This window comes from Flavobacterium sp. B167r (genome assembly GCF_056824315.1).
Map to the genome: position 1 here is coordinate 4,781,531 of NZ_CP124859.1, position 25,106 is coordinate 4,806,636.

A 25,106-nucleotide genomic window follows, 5' to 3' on the forward strand; every position below is an offset into this window, starting at 1 on the left:
CCTATTATTTTACGACCAATTTATTATCTACTTTTTTAGGCTTCAGCTCTTGAATGCTCTGCATTAAAGATTGTAATTTATCTTTCTTAATTTCTCCAGAAAGAGTCACAACACCACCAACAACCGTAGCACTGACCCCATCGTAAGCATCTACAACTTTGTGAATCGATTTATCTAATTCTGCATCTGAATTAATAACAACAGTCGCCGCAGCAGGTTCTTGATTGGCTCTAGCAATTTCACAGGTATTGACCACAGATTTTACACCTTTAGTAGCTCGAACACTTTTTTCAATATTTTTTTTGAAAATTTCGTCTTCGCAAGTTCCGGCTATTGTTGCAACGCCATCATGCACAGCAACTTGTATAGATGTAGCATCACCGAGTTTTTCTCTTATTGATTTTTCAATATCTGCATCGCTAGGCTTACATGACACCAAAGCAATACTAAGGCTCATTCCTAATAAAATGGATCTCATTTTCATAATACTTTCTTTTAATAATTAACTTTTTTAAAATTAAAGAGATTAATTATCAAAAGATTATATGATGTTGTGGTGAGTTTTATAAGTTTTTCAGTAACTTGGAATTATGGAATTAACTTTTAAAGTTTATTTTTCAAGTCCATTCTTCCATGAAGTATTCTGATTATCTCAATTTCCTTATTTGTAATAATCTGATAAAAAATAATATGCTCATTAGATTTATAACCTAATAATTTTGGAGTAACAATATCATATTTCTTGCCTAAATTAGAGTTATCTGCAATTTCCTGACAAGAACTAAGCAATAAAAGATAATATTTATTAGCTTGATTTTCCGACCATTCCTCGTATGTATAATTCCAAATATCTTCCAAATCTTCAACAGCCTTATTTGTCAGATAATATCTAGCCATTCAATTTTCTTTTCGCTTTTAAAATCTCAAGATGTTTTTTAGGATCAAAGTCTTCTGCTCTCCCACTATCTATTCCATCCTTAACAGCTTTTTTTAGAATAAGCAATTTATTTTCTTCTTCTTCCAAAAGACGTAATCCGGCTCTAATAACTTCACTAGCATTTTTAAATCTTCCCTCAGAAAGACTGTTTTCTATGAAATTCTCAAAATGATTCCCAAGTGATATTGATGTATTTCTTCCCATTTTTTTTATTATAAGACTACAAAGTTACCAATTTTTGGTACAATAAAATAACATTTTCTAATCAATCATAATGCCAATTAAACTTAATTAGGCAAATTATAAGTTTATCAGCTTCCTAATTTACCATATCGCTGTTGTTCAGAGAAATATATTATGATTGTTTTTCCATTTTTTCTGTAAGGATAAAACAACTCATAATTTCCATCACTTGAGCTATATCTTATTTCTTCATTATTTTTATTAAAGACTTCATTCAGATAAACTCTTTCTTCTTTAGTGGTTTTATAAATATAATTTACTTTCTGAGGCTGTATTGTATCATTATCCAAACTTTCATTATAATAAGCGCTGAATCCAAGAAAAACAGACGAACCATTAATTGAATCTTTTACAATTAAGGTTACACTCGGAAAGTTTTTATCTGTATCGGACAAAACTCTTAAAATTCCGGTTGTTTCTTTAATATATGCTTTAGAAAAAGTATAATTTAAAAGTTTATCACTATTTGGCTTATTAGATTCTACAACGGACTTGGCAGAACTGATTAACATTTTTTCTTTTTTTTCAGAAGTCAAATAATCGCCACCAAAAAGTATAATTAAGATTATTGGAAAAATCAAAAGCAAAGTAAGAAACTTGCGTCTATTTGATTTTGTATTTGTTGCGTCTTCATTTTTTCTTTCAGCAATTCTTGTCAAATTAAACATCATATTAACAATCAGAGATCCTGCCATAAGAGCAAGAATTCCGAGGATGCTCAGATAAAAACTTTCGGTCATGTTTTCTCTAAACACTTTTAGTCCAAAAACCTGAATTACGATAAATGTAAACACCCAATAAACTAATAAAAGTATAGATGCGATTCCAATGATATTACTTAATCTGACAATTTGTTTTGCGTTCATGAATTTTAAAATTAATCTTTTTGTTTCGATTTAAAAATAGTACATTTTTATTACAAAAATTTAATTATTATTGTATTTAAAAATTTAATCTATGAAGTTTAGCCCTCTTCTATTTTTTCTAATTATCTTCTTTCCTAATTATTCTTTTTCTTGTGAGTGCAAGCAAATTGATCGAGAAAAAATGGTAGAAATAGGATTAAAGTATGAAATTGTATTTTACGGAGAAGTTGTAAAAGTAGATTCTGTAAAGAGTGTTTATACTTTTAGAATTATAGAACTCTTTAAGGGAAAGTACAATTCTCAATTCATTACTCAAAAATATTCTGGCAATTGTTCTAATATTCCATCTTTAAAACAACTTTGGATTGTGTACGCTTATTTTAATGATGACAAAACTATCGAAGTAAGCGGCTGTTCTCCAAGTACTGGATTTAAACCTTATGGAAGTGGCTCCATCCCTCCTCCTCCAGATATCAAAATTTCTCAAAACATAGATGATAAAATAGAAACACTGTCTTTTTATATTTGGAATCTGAGATTTGAAAATCGAAATTTACAAGATTGGATTTACCAATTAGAAAAGTTAAGAGTCTACAAAAAATCTCAAAAAGAAATTTCTGATAAAGAAAAAACAGAGACAAAATTGGAAACTTACAACAGATATATTATCATTTCTTTGATAGTCAACATCGTATTATTTTTGAGTTTACTCTTTGTTATTTTGAAGAAAAAGAATTTCGCCAAATAACTAAAATCGGTTTTAAACAACGAAACAAAAGTCATATATTTGCTATCGAATAAAAAAGAATATGGAACAATTTGTAGTATCGGCACGTAAATATCGCCCGCAGACCTTTAAGGATGTTGTGGGACAAAAAGCCATTACCAACACTTTGTTAAATGCTATAGAAACCAATCACTTGGCTTCTGCTCTTTTATTTACAGGACCGCGTGGAGTTGGTAAAACGACTTGCGCTCGTATTTTGGCTCGAAAAATAAATCAGCCTGGATATGACGACCCTACTGAGGATTTTGCATTTAACGTTTTTGAACTAGATGCTGCTTCAAACAACTCGGTTGATGATATTCGTAGCCTTATCGATCAAGTTCGAATCCCGCCACAAACTGGACAATACAAAGTATATATCATTGACGAGGTCCACATGTTGTCTTCGGCAGCTTTTAATGCTTTTCTTAAAACATTAGAAGAACCGCCAAAGCATGCTATTTTCATTTTGGCAACAACAGAAAAACACAAAATTCTTCCAACGATTTTATCTCGCTGCCAGATTTTTGATTTCAAAAGAATCACGGTAAAAGACGCTAAAGAACATTTGGCTGACGTTGCCGAAAGTCAAGGAATCGTTTTTGAAGATGATGCTTTGCACATCATTGCTCAAAAAGCCGATGGTGCAATGCGTGATGCTTTGTCAATTTTTGACCGTGTGGTTTCGTATTGCGGAACAAATTTAACGCGTCAAGCTGTAACCGAAAACCTAAACGTTTTAGATTACGAAACGTATATTTCGATTACCGAATTACTTTTAGAAAATGAAATTCCAAAGCTTTTATTAGCTTATAACGACATTCTTGCTAAAGGTTTTGACGGACACCATTTTATTGCTGGTCTTGCTTCGCATTTCAGAGATTTATTAGTGAGTAAAACGCCTTCGACAATTTCCTTATTAGAAGTTGGAGAACAGGCACAGCAAATGTATGCTGCTCAATCACAGAAATGTTCTCAGGAATTTTTATTAAAAGGAATTGACATTGCAAACGACTGCGATTTAAAATACAAATTAAGTCAGAATCAACGACTTCTAGTTGAATTATGCTTGATGCAATTGGCCTCTATCAACTTTGATGGAGAAAAAAAAAAGCTGAGCAATTCATAATTCCGCCCGTTTATTTTAAAAATGGTGGGTATTCTATTGTTGAAGTCGAAAGTCCAAAGCCGAAAGCAGAAAGTCAAACTGCAACTTCAAACCAACCTCCTGAAGCTGTAACCGAAAATAAAACAGCTGTTTCTCAACCACAACAAGTTGCTGAAACTCCAAAAGTTCAAGCTCAAGAATCTCCAAAAATAGAAACAGACGGTAAACCAAAAGTTTCTGCTTTTTCTTTGGCTAGTATTCGAGCGAAAAAAGAATTGGAAGCAAGCACTAAATCGTACGTTAAACCAACTTCTGTTTTACTAACTGAAGAATTTAACGAAACCGATATGCGTCTTCATTGGAATAAATATGCAGAACGCTTAGGTCAAAAAGGACTTAAGATTATGGAATCAATTCTATTGATTAGTGACCCTGTTTTAGAAGGTACAACAATTTTTTACGAACTCCCAAACGAAGGATCCAAATTAGAATTTGAAAGCCAAATAAATGGATTGTTAGGGCATTTGAAAGGACATTTACACAACCACGACATTACAATTGAAGTAATTGTAAATGAACAAGCTCAAACCAAAAGAGCTTATAACGATCAAGATCGATACAATCGTTTCTTAGAAATCAATCCAAACATTGAACTTTTACGTTCAACATTTGGATTGGATATAAATCTTTAATTTTTGCTGCTACGAATTCTCCTAATTTTTAACGGATTTATTTGTTTTTGAGTCCGAAACTGTAGATTTTTTCAAGCCATTTTTTTCTTTGTTCTTCGTTAGAACCTTTTATAATTCCGACGTAACTCACTTTTACAGGTTTTATACCGCAAAATTCTAAAGTCGATTTTTTCAATTGATTAACGCTTGGTCTTCCGTATAACAATCTATAATACCAACTCGGCTGATCTAAAGTTGTGATGATGTGAGCTGTTTTTCCTTTTAGCAATTTATCCCACCAAACTGAATTTTCTTTGTATTGAAAAGCCATTCCCGGAAGAAACAAACGATCAATAAATCCTTTGGTTATGGCTGGAAGTCCGCCCCACCAAACAGGATGAATCCAAACCAAGTGATCGGCTCTTTTTATTTTTTTCCAAGATTCCAGTAAATCTGGCTCTAGATCTGTTCGCTTTTGGTAGCCAAACTGCAGATTAGGATTGAATTTTAAATTGGCAATTGTTATCGTTTCTACTTGTACGCCAGAAGCAATTGCGCCATTTTTATAAGCTTCTGCAATTCCGAAATTGAAACTTTCGGCGTTTGGATGTCCGTTTATAATTAGTATTTTTTTCATATTGAAGTTTTTCAAAAATACTATTTGTACATTTTTTTTTACTGGACAAATGTCCTATAAAACAGCTTTTCTAATTCGGCTTAAATGTCTTGGTGTAATTCCTAAATAAGAAGCTAAATATTGCAAAGGAATTAACTGTATGTATTTTTGATGATTCTGATACAATTCTTGATAACGCTCTGCGCCTGACAGTTTCTGAAAAGAAATCATTCTTTTATGCAGATTTACAAATTCCAATTCAGTCAATTTTCGGCCAGTTTCCTGCCAATTGAATCCTGATTGATACAACTTCTCCAGACCTTTTTTATCAAGAATTTGAAGTTGCGTATCGGTTAGCGCCTGAATATTTTCTTCTGCTTTTTCTTCTGTAATAAAACTGGCAAAAGAGGCCATAAATTCATTTTCAAAAGCAAAACAATTGGTGATTTCGTCACCTTTGTGATTAACGAAAAAGGAACGGAGAATTCCTTTTTCGATAAAAACTATTTCGTTGCAAACCTGATTTTCAGTCAATAAAAGTTCTCCTTTTTTTAAAGTGCGAAATGTAATTAAATCATCTAAAAGACTTAATTCGTCAGTAGAAAAATTTTGAATGGACTGAAAAACAGATTTCATAAACTATTCATTTGAAGCAAAAATTCTCCCAATTCTTTTGTCTGGAATAAGCCATAACATTGCAACTGTAAAATAAGCTGCTCCAGAAACCCACTGGTTAAAGAATGCCGTAACAATTCCGATTACATACAAAACTAAAGATATTTTACCTTTTAAGTCTTTCTTAAGTGCTGTTCCCAAAGCAGGATTGCTTCCTTCACTATTCATAATCGTATATTGTAAAATAATATAAGAGATTGCAGAAAGAAGTAGCACAATTCCATAGAGTGTCATTGCGGCATTTGCAAAATTATGTTCTCCCATCCAAGCAGTAGAAACAGGAATTAAAGAAAGCCAAAACAAAAAGTGCAGATTACTCCACAAAATTTTTCCGTTTACTCTAGTTAAACTATGAAGTAAATAGTGATGGTTATTCCAATATATCCCAACATAAATAAAGCTCAAAATATAACTTAAAAACTTAGGAATAAGCGGTTTTAAATCTGCAAATTGATGTCCTTCTGGCGCTTTAATTTCCAAAATCATAATGGTAATAATGATTGCCAAAACGCCATCGCTAAAAGCTTCTAGTCTGCCTTTATTCATTAAAAAATATATTATTATTAAATTTTACCGTAATACATTGCTTTTACAATACCATCAGAAAGTCCGATTTTAGGGACATAAATCTGGCGCGCTCCACTCCATTTCATCGCGTTTAAGTAAATGCGAGTTGCATGGATAATTACATCGGCACGGTCAGAGTTAAGACCTAATTCAGCAATTCTTTGTTCGTATGTCAACGAATTTAAGAAGGCATATTGCGAGTTAACATAAATGTACGAAAGCGGTTTTTCTTGCTGTTTTCCAGACATTTTAAACAACTTATTGATGTTTCCTCCAGAACCTATGAGTGTTACTTCTTCGTAATCGGCTGTGTTGACTTTAATCCATTTTTCAATTTCATCCCAAACCACATCATGCACCATGTTGTTAAGCAAACGAACAGTTCCTGCTTTGAAAGATCTTGACGTAATCATTTTTCCGTCAGAGAATAAAGTAAACTCGGTGCTTCCGCCACCAACATCCACAAAAAGATACGTTTCGTCTGATTTAATTAAATGATGCAAATCTGTAGAAGCAATAATTGCCGCTTCTTTTTTACCGTCGATAATCTCGATTTTTATGTCGGCTTTTTTCTTAATTAAAGCCACCACTTCTTTTGCATTATAGGCTTCGCGCATTGCAGAAGTTGCAAACGCCATATAACGCTCTACTTTATGTACTTTCATCAAAAGGTTAAATGCTTTCATGGCATCAACCATTCGATCTATATTTTCTTGTGAAATTTCTCCAACAGTAAAGGCATCTTGCCCTAAACGAATTGGTACACGAACAAGGGAACTTTTGTTAAACTGCGGTTCTTTCCCTTCTTGTTCCACAACGTTAGCGATCAAAAGCCTCATGGCATTCGAACCGATATCTATCGCTGCAAACTTCCTAATATTAATCATGCTCACTTTATGATTTGAAAATTGTATTTATTATTAATTTACTTTTTGAGGAACCTCTTCTAGTATTGCTACTTTATTCTGATAATATTTATAGGTTTCAAATTGTGCTCTAAATGGGGCATGATGATTTTTCGGCTTATATTTATTATCCAATTTGTATGAATGATATCTTACTTTTACGTTTCCTTTCCAGCCAATGTTAAAGTTGTCGATTAGTTCTTTCTTAATTTCAAGATCGTAAATCGGACAAGTAACTTCTACCCTAGCATCAAGATTTCTAGTCATAAAATCGGCAGACGAAATGTAAACTTCGGTTAAACCAGCATTTCCGAAAATATAAACTCTTGAATGTTCTAAGTAATTGTCTACAATACTTATAGCTTCAATGTTTTCACTCATTCCTGGAATCCCTGGAATTAAACAGCAAATTCCTCTTACTTGAAGCTGGATTTTTACTCCTGCATTACTTGCTTCATATAATTTATCGATCATTTTAAAATCAGACAAACTATTCATTTTTAACTTAATATGCGTTTTTCTACCTGCAAGCGCATGAAGAATCTCGCGATCGATCAGTTTTATAAATTTTGTTCTCGTATAATGAGGCGATACAATTAAATGCTTGTATCTATGAACTCTATAATTGATATCAAAAAATTCAAATATTTTTGAGGTATCTTTCAAAATTCCCTGATGACAGGTTAAAAGCGTAACATCGGTGTAAATTTTCGCTGTTGACTCGTTGAAATTTCCTGTTGAAATAAATCCGTAACGACGGTTTTTACCTTCTTCAAATCTTTCGATTACGCAGATTTTGCTATGTACTTTTAGTCCTTTCATACCAAAAATAAGTTCGATTCCTTCAGTCTGCATCTGTTCTGCATACGAGATATTCGAAGCTTCATCAAAACGTGCCTGAAGTTCAATCTGTACAACTACTTTTTTACCGTTTTTAGCAGCATTGATTAAAGAACTAATTACTTGCGAATTTTTAGCTAAACGATATAAAGTAATTTTGATGCTTGTGACTTTCGGATCTAAAGCCGCTTCACGCAAAAACTTGGTCAAATAAGAAAAAGACTGATAAGGCGCGTGAACTAAATAGTCTTTTTTAGAAATTTTTTCTAAAATACTGCCTTCTAAACTCAAACCTGGAACCGGCATAGGTTCATTTGGTTTATATAATAAATCGTAACGTCCTAAATTTGGAAAACCCATATAATCGCGGCGATTATGATATCTTCCCCCTGGAATTATACTATCTGTTTCTACAATTTTCATTTTATCTAAGAAAAATTGCAGCGTATCTTCTTCAATTAAATTGTCGTAAATAAAACGAACCGGTTCTCCGATACGACGGTCTTTTACAGAAGAAGCGATCTTTTCAAGCATACTTTTACTCAAATCGCTGTCTATATCTAATTGCGCGTCACGGGTAATTTTGATCATGTGAGCAGAAACACTCTTATAATTAAATATATTAAAGATATTTTTCAGTTTAAAACGGATAACATCATCAATTAAAATAACATAATGCTTATCGTCATCAGAAGGAAGGACGACAAACCTGTTGATGGTTTTTGGGATTTCTATTAAAGCATATCGAACCTCATCATTAGCCAATTCTAAACGAACAGCCAGATAACCTAAAGTATCTTTTAGAATTGGAAAAACTGCTAGATCATTTAAGATGATGGTTACCAGTTCTGGACTTAATTTTTGATTATAAAAATCTTTTAAGAAACATTCTTGTTTAGGCGTAATCTGTGTTTCATTTATAATAAAAATATTTTCAGACTCTAGCTCAGCTTCGATATTTCCTAGAATACGTAAACTTTCAGATTGCTGCTGAATTACGATTTCAGTAATATCTTTAATTAATTGATGAGCAGAAATACCACCTAAATATTTTTCGCCAGAAATACCTGAGAGGCTTAATCTCCGAATGGCTGCATACCGAACTCTAAAAAATTCATCTAAATTGTTTGAAAAAATTCCAACAAAACGCAGTCTGTCTAAAAGTGGCACTGTGTTGTCTGCAGCTTCCTGAAGTACTCTTGCATTAAACGCTAACCAGCTTTTTTCTCTATCGATATATTTCTGTTCGTACACTGTAATTATTTTAAATCTTTGGGGAAAATAGTTTTATGTGTTTTGCCCTTATGAATCGTATCCCAGCTTTCGGCATCAAATTGTAATGACACAAAGCCTGAGGTTGGAACATTTTCTATAAAAACATCCCCAAATTTATTAACAAAATTTGTAATAGCCTCGTTATGTCCAAAAAGAATAACGCTTTCAAAACTATTATCACACGATTTGATAACTTTTTCGAGTTGCTTATCATCAAATGTATACAACTCGTCTTTATAAACAATACTTTCTATAGGATAAGAAATGTTTTGCGCGAAAATCAAAGCAGTTTCTGATGCTCTAGCGGCAGTACTGCTCCAAATAATATACATTTTAGGAAGGTACTCTGAAATATTTAATGAAACGTCGTGCGCATCCAAAATTCCTCTTTTCATTAAAGGACGGTCAAAATCTTTTAGTGGTGCTTCCCAGCTAGATTTGGCATGACGTATTAAAATAAGATTTTTCATAAGCAGCAAAATTTAAGAACCTGGCTTCCAGGTTATTTTTTAATTAAGTTTCTAATTTACAAAAGAAATTCTAAACCTTTTCTATTTTTTATTTCTGTTAACACTATAAGGAAATTTTAACAAGAATACGTTATTCGCAAAACATTAACATTAACAAAAACAGAAACGCAAAAAACTGCTTTTTATGCAATTCATCCATTAAATCAGTATTTAGTCGATATTATACATTTTTCTAAAATTTTAACTAAATAATTGATTTTTAGATATTTACACTGCTCAAAACAAACTCATTATCATCAAAAAAGCAATAACTTGTACGAAAAAATTCTACTTTTTTGAGTTAAAAAAAAGTGTTTTTGAGTCAATTTTTCATAAAAAAACAACACTTAAACGACTTTTTAGGTTAGTTACAGATAAAAAAATCATATTAGAAAAACTCTAATATAACTTTGATTCTGTTAAAATTTCATAAATACTTTAAAATAAAATCTTAAGTTATGAAAACTAAATCTACTCTTGAAAAAGCAGTGAAGTTTGTAAGCAATTGTAAGTCTATTTTTTCTTGGAAAAATATTTTTGAGAAAAATTTATTGACGCTAATCCTTTTTTTAGTTGCTACAATTTCATCAGCGCAATCAGGTTCGTGCAATGCAACTCTGATTGTCGAAAACAACGGAAACATCAGGAGTACTCCTCTCGATGGAACTTACTACTCAATGGTTTTGACGAACAACAGCTCCTCTTCAGACACTTTTGTCATAAGCTCAAAGAACATTAATTCTTCTTGTGCGAATACTGACGGAAGCTCTACTGCAGGAAATGTTGCAGTCAATACTGATTTTATAGATTCCTCAAGAAGTTCTCTAAGCGAAATAACGCTTAGCGCTGGAGAATCTGTGAATTTCTACATCCACATTACGGTTCCTGCAGGTACCTCAATAAAAAAATGGTCTTGCAACAAGATTACTGCAACTTCAAAAAACTGTACCAACTATGCAGCTGATACTGTTTTACACACCTTCATCATTAATCCAGTTAATGATTAAACGAGATATATCAAGTTTCTTTAAAATGATTTAAAATGGAAAAACAATTACTTTTTTTAAACAATTTTTTACGAGATATAAAAAAGATACAATTTCTTGTATTATTTCTTCTGTCATCATCAATAGGTTTAGCACAAACGATAACTACGAACAAAACTGTAACGGCGAATGCAACTAATTGCGGTGTTGTAAATGTGAAAGTAGATGTTACAGGTGCCAATCCGATTACTCGAAATTCAGATGTGGTTTTAGCGATCGACGTTTCGGGTAGTATGGGTAATACTATTTCAGGAGATTTTAAAACCTCGATGGATTACGCTAAAGATGCTGCATTGGCATTTCTTAATCAAGCAAAGGCAAATCCTCAAAACCGAATTGCAATTGTTGCTTATAGTACTACTGCTTCATTAAAAATAGGTTTAACTTATTTGAACGCTACTGGTGTAACACAAATAACGAATCAAATCAATGCTTTACAGGCTACTGATTTAACCAATATTTATGCTGGTATTGTGAGATCTGAAACAGAATTGGAGACCAACGGCCGATTCGATTGTAGTACTGCAAGAGCAATAATTCTACTAACTGATGGAGTTACAAACCGAACTGGCACGAATGGAAATACAAATTGTAGTGTCAGCAAAACGTCTCAATGCGTTACAGATGCTATAAACGCCGCAACGAATGCTAAGACTACAACAAAAAATAGTGTTGTATTCAGTAATCAAGTTTTTTCTGTTGGACTATTTGGAGGTATCAGCGGAAATATAAACACCAATAATAGCGATCAAAATATTGCTAAATATACTTTAGATGGTATTCAAGGAAGCGCTGCTTATATTACACAAAGCGGGGCTAATCTTACTGCTATTTACAATCAGATTGCTACTCAAATCTCATGGGTTGCTCAAAGTTTGGTTGCTAAGGAAACCATTATTCCTGGCTTTACGATTAGTGCCATTACAACAAGCAAAGGTACAGCTTCATTAGCTGGCCAAGTGATTACTTGGAATACCGATTTCTTAAACTCAGAAACCATAACTCTAAATTATCAATTGACTCCAACAGGAACAGCTTGCGGAAATCAAACGGTCAGTACTTCTACATTGAATTATCAAAATTCAACGTGCGCCAATGATTCGAAAGCCATAACTAGTCCGAGTTATTTTGTTCCGTGTGCACCTGCAATTACAGGAACTCTCACAGCGTGTGGTTCTACTACTTTGACAGCTACTACAAATGCGGCTTCACCAACTTATGTTTGGTACAAAGACAATTCAGTATTGCCAAACCAAACTTCTTCTACTCTTGTAGCTACAGCGAGCGGAGTTTATAAAGTAAAAGTAAAAAATGGCGCTACTAATTGCGAATTAACTTCTGCTGATGTAACTGTTTCAATTAGCCCAGCGGCTGCGCTTGTAGCACCTGCTAATGCAAGTATTTCTGGATGCAGTACTGCAGCAATAACAGGACTACCATATAGCACTGCGAGCACAAATATCACACTTGCTCAATTAAATACAGCAGGAGGAACATTATCTAACAGCGGTTCAATTGGAACTTATACAATATCTTATTCTGATACTGCAACAGGAACATGCCCAACTGTGGTTACCCGTACTTTTAAAGTTACGGCAGGCTGCGGAACTGTCACAGCTGTGCAAACTATTTCAATTAACGATACTACTGCGCCTACTTGGACAACTACAAGTAATGCTCTAAATACTACTTTACAATGTAGTGACACAGCAGGATTGGCGGCAGCTCAAAATCAATCTCCAGCTGCAACAGACAATTGCGGCGGAACAGTGACTTACACAAAAGTGAGCGGAACTTTCACAGCAGGAAACTGTGCGAATTCAGGAACTTACACCAACACTTGGACGGCTAAAGATGTCTGCAATAATACATCATCAGTTTTCACACAAGTGATCACTATTCAGGATAATACTGCACCAACTTGGACAACTGCAAGTAATGCTCTAAATACTACTTTACAATGTAGTGACACAGCAGGATTGGTGGCAGCTCAAAATCAATCTCCAGCTGCAACAGACAATTGCGGCGGAACAGTGACTTACACAAAAGTGAGCGGAACTTTCACAGCAGGAAACTGTGCCAATTCAGGAACTTACACCAATACTTGGACGGCTAAAGATGTCTGCAATAATACATCAGCTGTTTTCACGCAGGTGATTGCTATTCAGGATAATACTGCTCCTACATGGACAACTGCTGCAAATGAATTGAATGTTACTCTTCAATGCAACGATACGGCAGGATTGGCGGCAGCTCAAAATCAAGCTCCAGCTGCAACAGACAATTGCGGCGGAACAGTGACTTATACAAAAACAAGCGGAACTTTCACTGTAGGTAGTTGTGCAAATTCAGGAACTTATACCAATACTTGGATTGCTAATGATGTTTGTAATAATGCTTCTACTGTTTTCACGCAAGTGATCACTATTCAGGATAATACTGCTCCAACATGGGATACAGTAGCCGGAACTTTAAATATCACTCTTCAATGCAGTGATGCGGCAGGATTGACAGCAGCTCAAAATCAGGCTCCTGTGGCTACCGATAACTGTGGCGGAACAGTGACTTATACAAAAACAAGCGGAACTTTCACTGTAGGTAGTTGTGCAAATTCAGGAACTTACACCAACACTTGGACGGCTAAAGATGTCTGCAATAATACGTCTAGCGTTTTCACGCAGGTGATTACTATTCAGGATAATACTGCTCCGACTTGGACAACTGCTGCAAATGAATTGAATGTTATCCTTCAATGCAGCGATGCGGCAGGATTGGCAGCAGCTCAAAATCAGGCTCCTGTGGCTACCGATAACTGCGGAGGAACAGTAACTTATACAAAAGTAAGCGGGGATTTCGCAGCTGGAAACTGCGCGAATTCTGGAACTTATACCAACACTTGGACTGCTAAAGATGTCTGCAATAATACATCGTCAGTTTTCACGCAAGTGATTACTATTCAAGATAATACTGCTCCAACTTGGACAACTGCAGCAAATGAATTGAACGTTACACTACAATGCAGCGATGCGGCAGGATTGGCGGCAGCTCAAAATCAAGCTCCAGCTGCAACAGACAATTGCGGAGGAACAGTGACTTATACAAAAACTAGCGGAATTTTCACTGTAGGTAGTTGTGCAAATTCAGGAACTTATACCAACACTTGGACTGCTAAAGATGTCTGCAATAATACGTCTAGCGTTTTCACACAAGTGATCACTATTCAAGACAATACTGCGCCTACTTGGTCAACTGCAAGCAATGCTCTAAATACTACTTTACAATGTAGTGACACAGCAGGATTGGCTGCAGCTCAAAATCAGGCTCCTGTGGCTACAGACAATTGCGGAGGAACAGTAACTTATACAAAAGTGAGCGGAACTTTCACTGTAGGTAATTGTGTAAATTCAGGAACTTATACCAATACTTGGATTGCTAATGATGTTTGTAATAATGCTTCTACTGTTTTCACGCAAGTGATCACTATCGAAGATACAACAGCGCCAAGCTGGTCAACTTCAGTAAATGAATTGAATATTACCCTTCAATGCAGCGATGCGGCAGGATTGGCGGCAGCTCAAAATCAAGCTCCAGGTGCAACAGACAATTGCGGTGGAACAGTGACTTATACAAAAGTGAGCGGGGATTTCGCAGTAGGAAACTGTGCAAATTCTGGAACTTACACCAACACTTGGACTGCTAAAGATGTCTGCAATAATACATCTGCTGTTTTCACTCAAGTGATCACTATTCAGGATACTACTGCTCCTACTTGGACAACTCAAGCGGGTGCTTTAAACGTAACTTTACAATGTAGTGATATTTCAGGATTGAATACTGCTCAAAATCAAGCGCCTGTGGCTACAGATAACTGCGGTGTAACAGTGAGTTACACCAAAACAAGTGGAACTTTTACTGTAGGTAAATGTGTAAATTCAGGAACTTATACCAATACTTGGATTGCTAATGATGTATGTAATAATGCTTCTACTGTTTTCACACAGGTGATTACTATTCAAGATACGAGCATCCCAACTTGGACAACTCAAGCAGGTTCTTTAAATCGCACTGTTGAATGCAGCAACGAACAAGCTTTAGCTTCTGCTCAGGCTTTATTCCCAACTGCTTCTGGCGCTTGCGATCTTGATTTAACAAACATTACAAAAGTAAGCGGACAGTTTGTTGCTTCTCAAGAATGTGCAAATGCAGGAACATACACCAATACTTGGACTGTGAAGGATGATTGCGGTAATACTTCTGAGACTTTCACTCAAATAATTACAATTCAAGATACTACTGCTCCTACTTGGACAACAGCTCAAACAGCTTTAAATGTAACTGTAGAATGCAGTGACGCAACAGGGTTAGCGAATGCTCAAGCAATGTTCCCAACTGCTTCTGATTTATGCGATACTGATGTTTCTGACATCACTAAAATAAGCGGACAGTTTGTTGCTTCTCAAGAATGTGCAAATGCAGGAACATACACCAATACTTGGACAGTAAAAGATGATTGTGAAAATACTTCTAATACTTTCACTCAAATAATTACAATTCAAGATACTACTGCTCCTACTTGGACAACAGCTCAAACAGCTTTAAATGTAACTGTAGAATGCAGTGACGCAACAGGATTAGCGAATGCTCAAGCAATGTTCCCAACTGCTTCTGATTTATGCGATGCTGATGTTTCTAACATCACTAAAGTAAGCGGACAATTTGTTGCTTCTCAAGGATGTGCAAATGCTGGAACATATACCAATACTTGGACCGTAAAAGATGATTGTGGCAATACATCTGAAACTTTCATTCAAATAATTACAATTCAAGATACTACTGCTCCAACTTGGAATACTGTTGCTGGAACTTTAAACGTAACTTTAGAATGCAGCAATACCGAAGGACTTGCAATAGCTCAAGCTCAGTTTCCAACAGCTTCAGATTTATGCGATGCTGATGTTTCTAACATCACTAAAGTAAGCGCACAGTTTGTTGCTTCTGAAAGTTGTGCAAATGCAGGAACTTATACGAATACTTGGACCGTAAAAGATGATTGCGGCAATACATCTGAAACTTTCACTCAAGTGATCACCATTCAAGACACTACTGCTCCAATGTTTACTGGCAATCTTCCTTTAGACATTGAAATATCTTGCGATGCAGTTCCTGAACCAGCAGAAATGCATGTTTCAGATAATTGTAATGAAGATATACCAATTGTATATTCAGAAACAAAATCAGGTATTGAAAATGATTGTCCTTCTAATTATACTTTGACTCGCACTTGGAAAATTAGTGACTGTGGAGGGAATATCACAACTCATGTTCAAGTTATCACTGTGAGAGATAAAACAGCTCCAACTGGAACAGCCCCTCAAAGTGTAACCGTAGCCACTATTGATGCAATACCTGTAGGAAATCCATCAGATATAACAGATGAAGCCGATAATTGCAGTCCAACTGTAAATGTTAGTGTTGCTGACACAAACAATGGAGGAAATGGTTGTGATGGAACACCATATATCTTAACCAGAACTTACACTTTAACTGACTGTTCAGGAAACAAAACCGAATTGGTTCAAACCTTCACAGTTGAAAGTAAAGTTACAGTTAGCGGAGTTCCAACAAACACAAGCTGTTTTGGAGGTACAGATGGTAGCATTGCTGTAACAAGTAGTCCTGGTTCAACTGTAGTAATTACAAATGAAAATAATCAAGTTGTAGGAAATACTAATTTGCCAGCAGGAACTTATACATTAACTGCAACTGCACCAGTAAACGGCGAAAATCAAGTTTGTACCGCAACTGCAACAGTTGTAATTACTCAGCCTACTTACACTGTAAAAATTTCTGGACAAATTATCAATGTAGATACTAATACTCCAATCGCAAATGTACCTGTTACTTTGATTCCTCAAGGAACAACTCCAGGACCAATACAAATGCGTATTACAGGTGCTGATGGAATGTACAGTTTCTCTGGAATGCCTGCAGGAGATTATTTAGTGCAAGTGCAAGATGCTAATTTGAATAGTGCCTACCAATTATACCCAGTTGATTCTAGCTTGTTCTTTACTACTCTAGAAGATTGTAAAATCCAGACTCATAATTTCGAATATGGAACTTCAAAACTTCCTGTTCTTGGAGATTACGTTTGGTACGATACCAATAGCAACGGAATTCAAGATGAATGGTATGATGCCAATAATGATGGAGCTATAACTAAAAACATTCCAGATTCAAATGGAGCCGTTGATTACAGCTTATGGGAATGGATAGATCTTAATGGAGACGGAAGCTATACTGGCCCTCTAAATGTTGGTGAATTAAATGCCGGTGGTTTCGGAAATGCACTTAGCCCGAATGTAATTGTTGATGGTCCGAATGGATATCATAAAGAAGTTATTGTAGGAATTGCAGGATTCTGGAGAGACCGTCCAGAAAGTGAAAATCCATATGGAGAATACACTGTAAAATTGGTTCGAGATGCAAATTTCGACATAATGGCTGCTAACTTAGGATTTACTGGCTTAGTAAAAGTTATTCCTTCAATGTCTGGAAAAAACATAACTGGAAAAACAAGTAAAACGCAATTACATACCGTTTGTAAAACAACAACAGATAGCGGATATGTAGTAAATGTGACTCCAGAAGATTTGGTTCATTTAGATCTTGATTTCGGTGTAAGCTGTAAAGAATACAAAGACATCGTTGCTAATGATGACGCTGCAGGTCCAATTGCAGGAGTAAATCATACTACAACTAATGTTTTAAATGTATTAACAAATGACACTTTAGAAGGAAATCCGATAACTGCATCCGAAGTAATTATAACAACAGTAACACCAAATGAATTTTTACAATTAAATAGTGATGGATCTGTTGATGTCTTGCCAAATGCTCCAATTGGAACTTTAACAATGGTATATCAAATCTGCGAAGCCGATCAGGCAGACAACTGCGATACTGCAACTGTTACAGTTACAATCGAAGCTCCTGTAATGACCGTTACTGCATCCTCAATATGCGTAAATGATGTTCCTTACATAGATTATGTGGTAACACCAGTAAACTTTACTCCTGTAAATGGCGTAACAATTGCTTGGGCTGACAGTAACAACAATGTCGTAACAACAATGGAGAATCAGCCATTAAGTGGTCGTGCATTATGGCCAGGAACAATTGTAGACGAACAAGGAAAAGGAATTGACTGGCCAGGCTGGATTTTTGAAAACAACAGATGGGTTGAAGGAACGGATGGATTTGAAAAATTACGTCCAACCACTAATGTAACTTTCACTGTTAATCCGAGTCAGACTATTACAATTAATTATCCGCCGGCAGATCCTTATTGTACTGCAAGACCAACATTTGCAATAGTTGCGAATGATGATAATCCTGCACCAATAATAGGAGGTCCAACACAAACTACGGTAGGTAACGTTTTAACAAACGATACATTAAATGGTACTCCAGTAAATATAAATGATGTAACATTAACTACAACTGTACCTGATCCAACAGGATCAATAACAGTTAATACTGACGGAACTATAAATGTTGCAGCAAATACACCAGGCGGCACTTATACATTGACTTATCAAATTTGCGAAAAGGCCGATTTTGGCAACTGTGATACTGCAATAGTAACTGTTATAGTGATTTCTCCTATAGTAGCAAATGATGATACCTTCAGTAATATTGGATGTAACTCTTTCGGAATAGTAGGTAATCTGTTAAGTAACGACTTAATCGGAAGAACTCCTATAACAATAGATTTAGTAAACTTCACACTTATTGCAGAAGGAAACAATACCAAAACAGATCCAAATATTACTGTTGATGGTTCTGGAAATCTAAATGTATCTAGCTTGACACCAGCGGGAACTTATACTTACAGCTATACAATCTGTGACAAATTAAATGCTGAAAATTGTGATTCTGCAACGGTTACAATTATAGTGATTCCAAAAGGTGTTGTAGAAGTTAGAGGCTCAGCATGTAACGATGATTCAACATTGGTTAACCTAAGTAGCCTGCTTCCTGAAGGAAGTCCTTTAACAGGAGTTTGGTTAGATAGAAACAATACCAATGCTCTTCAGGGAGGCATTCTTAATCCGTTTGGTTTAGCATTAGGCAATTACGCTTTTGAATATGTGATAGCCGATGAAAGATGTCCAAGAAGTGTAGTTTTAAACATGGAAATCAATGATGATTGTAAAGTCTTAGCTTGTGGTAATGTGTTAGTTCATAATGCTTTCTCTCCAAATGGTGATAACATAAACGATTTCTTCAAAATTGACAATATTGATGAAACAACTTGTTATCCAGGAAATACTGTCGAAATATATAATCGCTGGGGAGTTTTAGTTTTTGAAACTACAAATTACAACAATACAACAAATGCTTTTGATGGAACTTCAAGAGGAAGAACCACTGTTAAGCAATCTGATGGACTACCAACTGGAACTTATTTTTACATTATTACCTATAAATCTCTAGATGGAAACAACAATGTTCAAGATCATAAATTAAATGGGTATTTATATCTATCAAAATAACAATTAAAAAATACGCTGTAAAAGCTCTTTTACAGCGTATTTAAGAAGGTTGATTTTTTGACTAATTGCGATTAAGAACACATTGAAATTCAATGTTATAAAAAGTCAATAGTAATTATTAAATTAATAAAATCTACTATGAGAACAAAATTATTTTTCTTCGTCATTCTGTTAGTTACATGTTCAGGGTATTCACAGCAAGATGCACAGTATACACAGTATATGTACAACACAATAAATATAAATCCTGCCTATGCAGGTTCTCGTGGAGCATTTAGTGTTTTTGGCCTTTATCGTACCCAATGGGTAGGTCTTGATGGTGCACCAGAAACAAGCAGTTTCTCAATCAATACACCAATAAACAATAGCAGACTTGGTGTAGGAGCCTCAATAGTTAGCGACAAAATTGGTCCAACAAATGAAAACAACATCTCAGCAGACGTATCTTACACAATTCAGACATCCGCAGATTTTAAACTTTCATTTGGTATCAAAGGAACAGCAAATATCTTCAATTTAGATGTAAGCAAATTAAATCCTGGAGATCAAGGCGATCCTCAATTTCAGGATTTAAATAACAAATTTTCTCCAAATGTTGGTGCCGGAGTTTACTGGCATTCTGATAAGGCATATATTGGTTTATCTGTTCCTAACTTTATTGAAACAAATCGTTATGACAATAATGATGTTGCAATTTATAAAGACAAAATCAATTATTACTTAATTGGAGGTTATGTATTTGATCTTGATAAATATCAATATATAAAATTTAAACCCGCTATTTTAACCAAAATGGTTCAAGGGGCACCTTTGCAAGTAGATTTATCAGCCAATTTTATGTTCTACGATAAATTTATGATTGGTGCGGCCTATAGATGGAGCGCTTCTTTAAGCGCAATGGTTGGATTTCAAATCACAGACGGACTTTATTTAGGTTACGGTTATGATCGAGAAACCACCAAATTAAACAATTATAATTCAGGTTCACACGAAATTTTCCTGCGCTATGAATTCTTCTCAAACAGAGGCAAAATGACAACTCCTCGTTTCTTCTAAAAATAAGGTATCATGAAAAACTATACACTACTTTTCGTTATAATTATAGGCGCTTTTTCATTTAGCTGTTATGCTCAGCAGTCAAAAATAAATTCTGCAGACAAAAAATATGACAACTATGCCTATGTAGATGCAATAAAAATTTATGAAAAAGTTGCCAATAAAGGCTACAAATCTGAAGACATGTTTAAAAAACTGGGAAATGCCTATTATTTCAATTCAGATTTTGAAAATGCAGCAAAATGGTACGGTGAATTATTTGCAATGAACCCAACAAATGTTGAGCCAGAGTACTATTTTAGATATGCACAATCTTTAAAATCAACTGGAGATACAGCTAAGGCAAATAAGCTTTTGGAAGAATTTAATGCTGTCTCAAAAAATGATAATAGAGGTAAACTTTATAAAGATGATGTAAATTATTTGGACCAGATAAAAGCAAATTCTGGGAGGTACCAGATAGAAAACGCGGGTATAAATAGTAGGTACTCCGACTACGGATCATTTGTTTACAATAACAAAGTTTATTTTGCATCTGCGAGAGATACCGGAAATTTTACGCAACGCAAACACAAATGGACAGGAGAATATTTTACTAATATTTATGATGCTGATTTAGATCCCGCAACTGGCACCGCATCAAAAGTAAATAAATTTAAATCGGCCATTAACACCAAATTTCATGAGGCTTCTCCTGTTTTTACCAAAGATGGAAAAACAGTTTATTTTACTAGAAACAATTACATCGACGGAAAAAAAGGTAAAGATGAAAGCAAAATCACTTTAATCAAGCTTTACAAAGCGGAGCTAGGAAAAGATAATAAATGGACCAATATTGCTGAGCTTCCTTTCAATAGCAACAACTACAGTACTGCTCACCCAGCTCTTAGTCCAGATGAGAAAACATTATATTTTGCCTCTGACATGCCTGGTTCTATTGGAGAATCTGATTTGTATAAAGTAAGCATAAATCCAAATGGGAGTTATGGCACGCCTGAAAATCTCGGAAATACAATTAACACAGAAGGAAAAGAAACCTATCCGTACTTAACTTCTGAAAACGAGATTTATTTTGCTTCTGATGGGCACCCAGGTTTAGGAGGTTTAGATGTTTTTGTCGCCAATATTGATAATAATGGAAAAATAAGCAATGTCCAAAATGTGGGAGCTGATGTCAATTCTCCAAAAGATGATTTCGCTTATATCATTGATCCAGAAACAAGAAGAGGTTTTTTCTCTTCCAATAAAGATGGCGGACAAGGTTCTGATGACATTTACAGATTTCTAGAAACAAGAAGACTAAAATGCGTCCAAGAACTTTACGGCACAATAACAGATGCCGAAACAGGAGTTACACTTCCAGGAGCAAAAGTCACTTTGTATGATGATCAAATGAACCTTAAAAATTCTGCCATTGCAGATGCCTCAGGTTTATACACTTTTGATGTAGAATGCGGAAAAACATACTATGTAAGAGCTGAAAAACCAGAATATACAACAAGAGAACTAAGCATTACGATTGACAAAGCAAGCGGAAAAACCAGTCTTCCTATTGCATTGGAAAAAGCAACTTGCAAGGTTACTGTGGGTGATGATTTAGGAAAATGTTTCGGAATCAAAATGATTTACTTTGATTTAGATAAATCTAATATTAGAACTGAAGCAGCTCTTGATTTAGAAAAAATACTGGTTGTTTTGAACGATTATCCAACTATGAAACTTGACATCCGTTCGCACACAGACAGTAGAGCTTCTAATCAATACAACGAAGCTTTATCTGATCGTAGAGCCAAATCAACCGTTCAATGGCTGATTAAAAACGGAATCGCTCCAAACCGATTAACGGGAAAAGGCTATGGCGAAACAGAACTTGTAAACAAATGCTCTGATGGTGTTCCATGTACAGAAGAAGAACATCAGGCAAATAGACGAAGCGAATTTATTATTACTGCTTTATAACCTCAAAATAGAACCCAAAAAAGCTGCCTACATGGCAGCTTTTTTAAATTTAAAAAGTCGCTGCAATTCTATGAATCACAACGACTTTTAAAAAACCAACCTGTTCAATATTCTTTTATAACTTAACAAAAATGTTAGTGTAATATTTTTTTCCTGTAGAAGAATCTGTTGTTACAGATAATCCAAAATGGGTAAAATCGCCCACGATATTTTCTTTATGACCCGGACTATCTAGCCAAGCTCTTACAGCTGCATCCGGAGTTTTGTAATTGTAGGCAACATTTTCACCTACTTTCTTCGCTCCCAACACATTAGTCATATTAGTCGATCTAGCAACAAAATCGTTATGATCTACAACATTATTCTGAATCATGTATTTATTATGCTCTTCACATTTATAAGATATATGATTAACTGTTTCTAAAGCATTTAAACCAATACTAACACGGTATTCGTTTATTAACTTCATTGTCTCTATTTCGGTATCGTTGTAAGTGTAGTTTGCGACAAGAGCTTCAGTTGGACTAGTGGTGGTATCCAAGCTTGCTTCAGCGTTATCAGCAGAACATGCGTTCATTGCGACTAGAATCGCAATGAACAACATGACGCGCATAATCTTTTTCATAATCATCAGCATTTTAGCGGTTTAAAGTAAATGTGGGGCAAATCCTTTAAATTTATCTTTGAATTAAATTTGTTTGCTTTTTTCTATACCAAACATATTCAATTCACCGTTAAAGTGCAAAATTAATCGATGAAATACATTAATTTATATTTTTAATATGTAAAATTCCTACGTATAAATACCTTTAAGAAGATAACCTCTCGATCTTCCAAGAAAAATCTGACTGGCTTGTATATCGAATTCGATCATGAAGTCTATTTGGTCTTCCTTGCCAAAATTCTACTTGCAGCGGAGTCACAATATAACCTCCCCAATTTTCGGGTCTAGGAATTGTTTTTCCTTCAAATTCAGTTTCCAGTTTTTTTAAGTTCTCTTCTAAAAAAGTTCTCGACGGAATCACGTCACTTTGATGCGAAACTAAAGCGCCTAACTTACTGCCATCAGGACGAGAATCAAAATAATTATCAGAAATAATTTCAGATGTTTTCTGCGCGATTCCTTTTATAATAACCTGACGTTCCATTTCTTGCCAAAAAAATGACAAACAAATATTCGGATTTGCTTCGATAGCTTTTCCTTTTTCAGAATTATAATTGGTATAAAATATAAATCCTTCTTCAGAAAATTTCTTCAATAAAACCACACGAGATTTTGGGAAACCATCCAATCCAATTGTCGAAACCGTCATGGCATTTACCTCCCCGCTTCCGCCAAAATCCTCAACCTCATGAAACCATCGGTTAAAAAGATTAATCGGATCCTCAGGAATATTAGTTTCTAATAATTCACTTTTTTCGTAAGACTTTCTATAATTGCTTAAATCGTTCATGATTTATTATTTTAGATTGCTGATTTTAGATTTCTCTAAATTCAACTCATAATTTATAACTTATAATTCAAAGCTAAGACCGTCATCTCCTAACAGAACATTTGGAAAGACTGTTTCTGCTTCTTTCTTAAATGCTTCTATTCCATCATATCGTGTTGAATAGTGCCCTAAAATCAATTGTTTTACATTTGCTTTTAAAGCAATATTTGCCGCTTCTTTTGCAGTTGAATGCAATGTTTTTTCGGCTAGTCTTGCTTCCGATTCTAAAAATGTTGATTCGTGGTATAAAACATCTGTATTCTGAATAATTGGAATTATTTCTTCATTATAAACCGTATCTGAACAGAAGGCATAACTTTTTACTGGCGGAGGATCAAAAGTCAGTTTTTTATTTTCAACCACAGTTCCGTTGTCAAGGGTGATATCGCTTCCATTTTTAATTTTCTGATAATAAGCAACATGAATATCATAACGCTGAACTGCCTCAATATCTAATTTTCTTTCATCTGGTTTTTCTTGAAAATGATAGCCATTCGTATAAACGCGATGTTTTAACGGAATCGTTTTTACAATCACCTTTTTATCTTCAAAAATAACTTCACTTTCTTTCGATTGTAATTCGTGGAAAAACAGAGAATAAGTTGTCCAAGATTCCGTCAATTTTAATTGAAGTAAAATCAGTTCTTTAATTCCTTTAGGACCGTAAATATGTAAATCCGTGGTTCTTCCTAAAAGCGAAAAAGTCGAAATAGTTCCAATCAATCCATACAAATGATCTCCATGAAGATGCGAGATAAAAATGTGATTGATTTTTGAGAATTTAATCTTGTTTTTACGAAGCTGTACCTGAGTTCCTTCACCACAGTCAATTAAAAATAATCTGTTCTTAATCTCTAAAACCTGTGAAGTCGGATTAGTAAGCGTTCTGGGAGTTGCGGCATAACAGCCAAGTATCGTTAATTTCATTATTAATTTTAAATTTTAGATCGCAGATTTTAGATTACAAATATTTTAGATTCAGCATTCAAAAATCTAAAATCTAAAATCAGAAATCT

At 34.7% G+C, this 25,106-nt stretch carries 20 protein-coding genes; 7 read left to right on the plus strand and 13 right to left on the minus strand.

The features are described from left to right. Window positions 1-4: 4 nt before the first annotated feature. The 4 genes from QLQ96_RS20840 to QLQ96_RS20855 all read right to left on the minus strand — a co-directional run bounded on the left by QLQ96_RS20840 (window position 5) and on the right by QLQ96_RS20855 (window position 2,046). A complete protein-coding gene (locus QLQ96_RS20840; protein ID WP_482493049.1) occupies window positions 5-484 on the minus strand; it encodes a BON domain-containing protein in 480 nt (159 codons plus the stop codon). Between the two features lie 119 nt (window positions 485-603). Continuing rightward, window positions 604-897, minus strand: a complete 294-nt coding sequence (locus tag QLQ96_RS20845; RefSeq protein ID WP_482493050.1) for a type II toxin-antitoxin system RelE/ParE family toxin — start codon at window positions 895-897, stop codon at window positions 604-606. Beyond that, window positions 890-1,141, minus strand: a complete 252-nt coding sequence (locus QLQ96_RS20850) for a type II toxin-antitoxin system ParD family antitoxin (protein WP_482493051.1) — start codon at window positions 1,139-1,141, stop codon at window positions 890-892. The genes QLQ96_RS20845 and QLQ96_RS20850 overlap by 8 nt, the downstream gene beginning before the upstream one ends. Window positions 1,142-1,248: 107 nt before the next feature. Next, window positions 1,249-2,046 (minus strand): hypothetical protein, encoded by a 798-nt coding sequence (locus QLQ96_RS20855; RefSeq protein ID WP_482493052.1) that lies wholly within the window; start codon window positions 2,044-2,046, stop codon window positions 1,249-1,251. A 181-nt stretch (window positions 2,047-2,227) separates the two neighbouring features. On the opposite strand from QLQ96_RS20855, the gene QLQ96_RS20860 reads away from it, so the two are divergent. The 3 genes from QLQ96_RS20860 to QLQ96_RS20870 all read left to right on the plus strand — a co-directional run bounded on the left by QLQ96_RS20860 (window position 2,228) and on the right by QLQ96_RS20870 (window position 4,612). Next, complete coding sequence (locus QLQ96_RS20860) at window positions 2,228-2,794, plus strand: hypothetical protein (protein WP_482493053.1); 567 nt, start codon at window positions 2,228-2,230, stop codon at window positions 2,792-2,794. Between the two features lie 61 nt (window positions 2,795-2,855). Further along, window positions 2,856-3,941, plus strand: a complete 1,086-nt coding sequence (dnaX, locus tag QLQ96_RS20865) for a DNA polymerase III subunit gamma/tau (protein WP_482493054.1) — start codon at window positions 2,856-2,858, stop codon at window positions 3,939-3,941. Between the two features lie 227 nt (window positions 3,942-4,168). Beyond that, a complete protein-coding gene (locus QLQ96_RS20870) occupies window positions 4,169-4,612 on the plus strand; it encodes a DNA polymerase III subunit gamma/tau (RefSeq protein ID WP_482493055.1) in 444 nt (147 codons plus the stop codon). Between the two features lie 37 nt (window positions 4,613-4,649). Here QLQ96_RS20870 and QLQ96_RS20875 read toward each other — a convergent pair whose 3' ends face one another. Genes QLQ96_RS20875 through QLQ96_RS20900 form a run of 6 tightly spaced genes read right to left on the minus strand, consistent with a single transcriptional unit; the run spans window position 4,650 to window position 9,939 of the window. After that, window positions 4,650-5,228 (minus strand): NAD(P)H-dependent oxidoreductase, encoded by a 579-nt coding sequence (locus tag QLQ96_RS20875; protein WP_482493056.1) that lies wholly within the window; start codon window positions 5,226-5,228, stop codon window positions 4,650-4,652. 54 nt (window positions 5,229-5,282) lie between these two features. Then, complete coding sequence (locus tag QLQ96_RS20880; RefSeq protein WP_482493057.1) at window positions 5,283-5,843, minus strand: Crp/Fnr family transcriptional regulator; 561 nt, start codon at window positions 5,841-5,843, stop codon at window positions 5,283-5,285. Between the two features lie 3 nt (window positions 5,844-5,846). Then, window positions 5,847-6,428 (minus strand): TMEM175 family protein, encoded by a 582-nt coding sequence (locus QLQ96_RS20885; protein ID WP_482493058.1) that lies wholly within the window; start codon window positions 6,426-6,428, stop codon window positions 5,847-5,849. Between the two features lie 17 nt (window positions 6,429-6,445). Beyond that, complete coding sequence (locus tag QLQ96_RS20890; protein WP_482493059.1) at window positions 6,446-7,336, minus strand: Ppx/GppA phosphatase family protein; 891 nt, start codon at window positions 7,334-7,336, stop codon at window positions 6,446-6,448. Window positions 7,337-7,369: 33 nt separating this feature from the next. Then, the gene (gene ppk1 / locus QLQ96_RS20895; protein WP_482493060.1) at window positions 7,370-9,448 is read right to left on the minus strand and encodes a polyphosphate kinase 1; all 2,079 of its coding nucleotides are present in this window, start codon (window positions 9,446-9,448) and stop codon (window positions 7,370-7,372) included. 5 nt (window positions 9,449-9,453) lie between these two features. Beyond that, window positions 9,454-9,939 carry a SixA phosphatase family protein gene (locus QLQ96_RS20900; RefSeq protein WP_482493061.1) on the minus strand — a complete coding sequence of 162 codons (486 nt, stop codon included), beginning with the start codon at window positions 9,937-9,939 and terminating at the stop codon, window positions 9,454-9,456. 497 nt (window positions 9,940-10,436) lie between these two features. On the opposite strand from QLQ96_RS20900, the gene QLQ96_RS20905 reads away from it, so the two are divergent. From QLQ96_RS20905 to QLQ96_RS20920, 4 genes are all read left to right on the plus strand, one after another. After that, window positions 10,437-10,985, plus strand: coding sequence for a hypothetical protein (locus QLQ96_RS20905; RefSeq protein ID WP_482493062.1), 549 nt, complete (start codon window positions 10,437-10,439; stop codon window positions 10,983-10,985). A gap of 35 nt (window positions 10,986-11,020) precedes the next feature. Beyond that, a complete protein-coding gene (locus tag QLQ96_RS20910) occupies window positions 11,021-19,582 on the plus strand; it encodes an HYR-like domain-containing protein (protein WP_482493063.1) in 8,562 nt (2,853 codons plus the stop codon). A gap of 138 nt (window positions 19,583-19,720) precedes the next feature. Next, window positions 19,721-20,638, plus strand: a complete 918-nt coding sequence (locus QLQ96_RS20915; protein ID WP_482493064.1) for a PorP/SprF family type IX secretion system membrane protein — start codon at window positions 19,721-19,723, stop codon at window positions 20,636-20,638. A gap of 12 nt (window positions 20,639-20,650) precedes the next feature. Further along, on the plus strand, window positions 20,651-22,597 hold the full coding sequence (locus tag QLQ96_RS20920; RefSeq protein WP_482493065.1) for an OmpA family protein: 1,947 nt from the start codon (window positions 20,651-20,653) through the stop codon (window positions 22,595-22,597). A 115-nt stretch (window positions 22,598-22,712) separates the two neighbouring features. On the opposite strand, the gene QLQ96_RS20925 is transcribed toward QLQ96_RS20920, so the two are convergent. The 3 genes from QLQ96_RS20925 to QLQ96_RS20935 form a co-directional block, all read right to left on the minus strand. Then, the gene (locus QLQ96_RS20925) at window positions 22,713-23,201 is read right to left on the minus strand and encodes a CAP domain-containing protein (RefSeq protein ID WP_482493066.1); all 489 of its coding nucleotides are present in this window, start codon (window positions 23,199-23,201) and stop codon (window positions 22,713-22,715) included. A gap of 205 nt (window positions 23,202-23,406) precedes the next feature. Then, a complete protein-coding gene (gene pdxH / locus QLQ96_RS20930; RefSeq protein ID WP_482493067.1) occupies window positions 23,407-24,051 on the minus strand; it encodes a pyridoxamine 5'-phosphate oxidase in 645 nt (214 codons plus the stop codon). Window positions 24,052-24,111: 60 nt separating this feature from the next. Next, on the minus strand, window positions 24,112-25,017 hold the full coding sequence (locus QLQ96_RS20935) for a ribonuclease Z (protein WP_482493068.1): 906 nt from the start codon (window positions 25,015-25,017) through the stop codon (window positions 24,112-24,114). Window positions 25,018-25,106: the final 89 nt, after the last annotated feature.

Coding starts and splice junctions, on each gene's coding strand:
- QLQ96_RS20840 (WP_482493049.1), bottom strand. CDS start 484: ATGAAAATGAGATCCATTTTATTAGGAATGAGCCTTAGTATTGCTTTG.
- QLQ96_RS20845 (WP_482493050.1), bottom strand. CDS start 897: ATGGCTAGATATTATCTGACAAATAAGGCTGTTGAAGATTTGGAAGAT.
- QLQ96_RS20850 (WP_482493051.1), bottom strand. CDS start 1,141: ATGGGAAGAAATACATCAATATCACTTGGGAATCATTTTGAGAATTTC.
- QLQ96_RS20855 (WP_482493052.1), bottom strand. CDS start 2,046: ATGAACGCAAAACAAATTGTCAGATTAAGTAATATCATTGGAATCGCA.
- QLQ96_RS20860 (WP_482493053.1), top strand. CDS start 2,228: ATGGTAGAAATAGGATTAAAGTATGAAATTGTATTTTACGGAGAAGTT.
- dnaX (WP_482493054.1), top strand. CDS start 2,856: ATGGAACAATTTGTAGTATCGGCACGTAAATATCGCCCGCAGACCTTT.
- QLQ96_RS20875 (WP_482493056.1), bottom strand. CDS start 5,228: ATGAAAAAAATACTAATTATAAACGGACATCCAAACGCCGAAAGTTTC.
- QLQ96_RS20880 (WP_482493057.1), bottom strand. CDS start 5,843: ATGAAATCTGTTTTTCAGTCCATTCAAAATTTTTCTACTGACGAATTA.
- QLQ96_RS20885 (WP_482493058.1), bottom strand. CDS start 6,428: ATGAATAAAGGCAGACTAGAAGCTTTTAGCGATGGCGTTTTGGCAATC.
- QLQ96_RS20890 (WP_482493059.1), bottom strand. CDS start 7,336: ATGATTAATATTAGGAAGTTTGCAGCGATAGATATCGGTTCGAATGCC.
- QLQ96_RS20900 (WP_482493061.1), bottom strand. CDS start 9,939: ATGAAAAATCTTATTTTAATACGTCATGCCAAATCTAGCTGGGAAGCA.
- QLQ96_RS20905 (WP_482493062.1), top strand. CDS start 10,437: ATGAAAACTAAATCTACTCTTGAAAAAGCAGTGAAGTTTGTAAGCAAT.
- QLQ96_RS20910 (WP_482493063.1), top strand. CDS start 11,021: ATGGAAAAACAATTACTTTTTTTAAACAATTTTTTACGAGATATAAAA.
- QLQ96_RS20915 (WP_482493064.1), top strand. CDS start 19,721: ATGAGAACAAAATTATTTTTCTTCGTCATTCTGTTAGTTACATGTTCA.
- QLQ96_RS20920 (WP_482493065.1), top strand. CDS start 20,651: ATGAAAAACTATACACTACTTTTCGTTATAATTATAGGCGCTTTTTCA.
- QLQ96_RS20925 (WP_482493066.1), bottom strand. CDS start 23,201: ATGTTGTTCATTGCGATTCTAGTCGCAATGAACGCATGTTCTGCTGAT.
- pdxH (WP_482493067.1), bottom strand. CDS start 24,051: ATGAACGATTTAAGCAATTATAGAAAGTCTTACGAAAAAAGTGAATTA.
- QLQ96_RS20935 (WP_482493068.1), bottom strand. CDS start 25,017: ATGAAATTAACGATACTTGGCTGTTATGCCGCAACTCCCAGAACGCTT.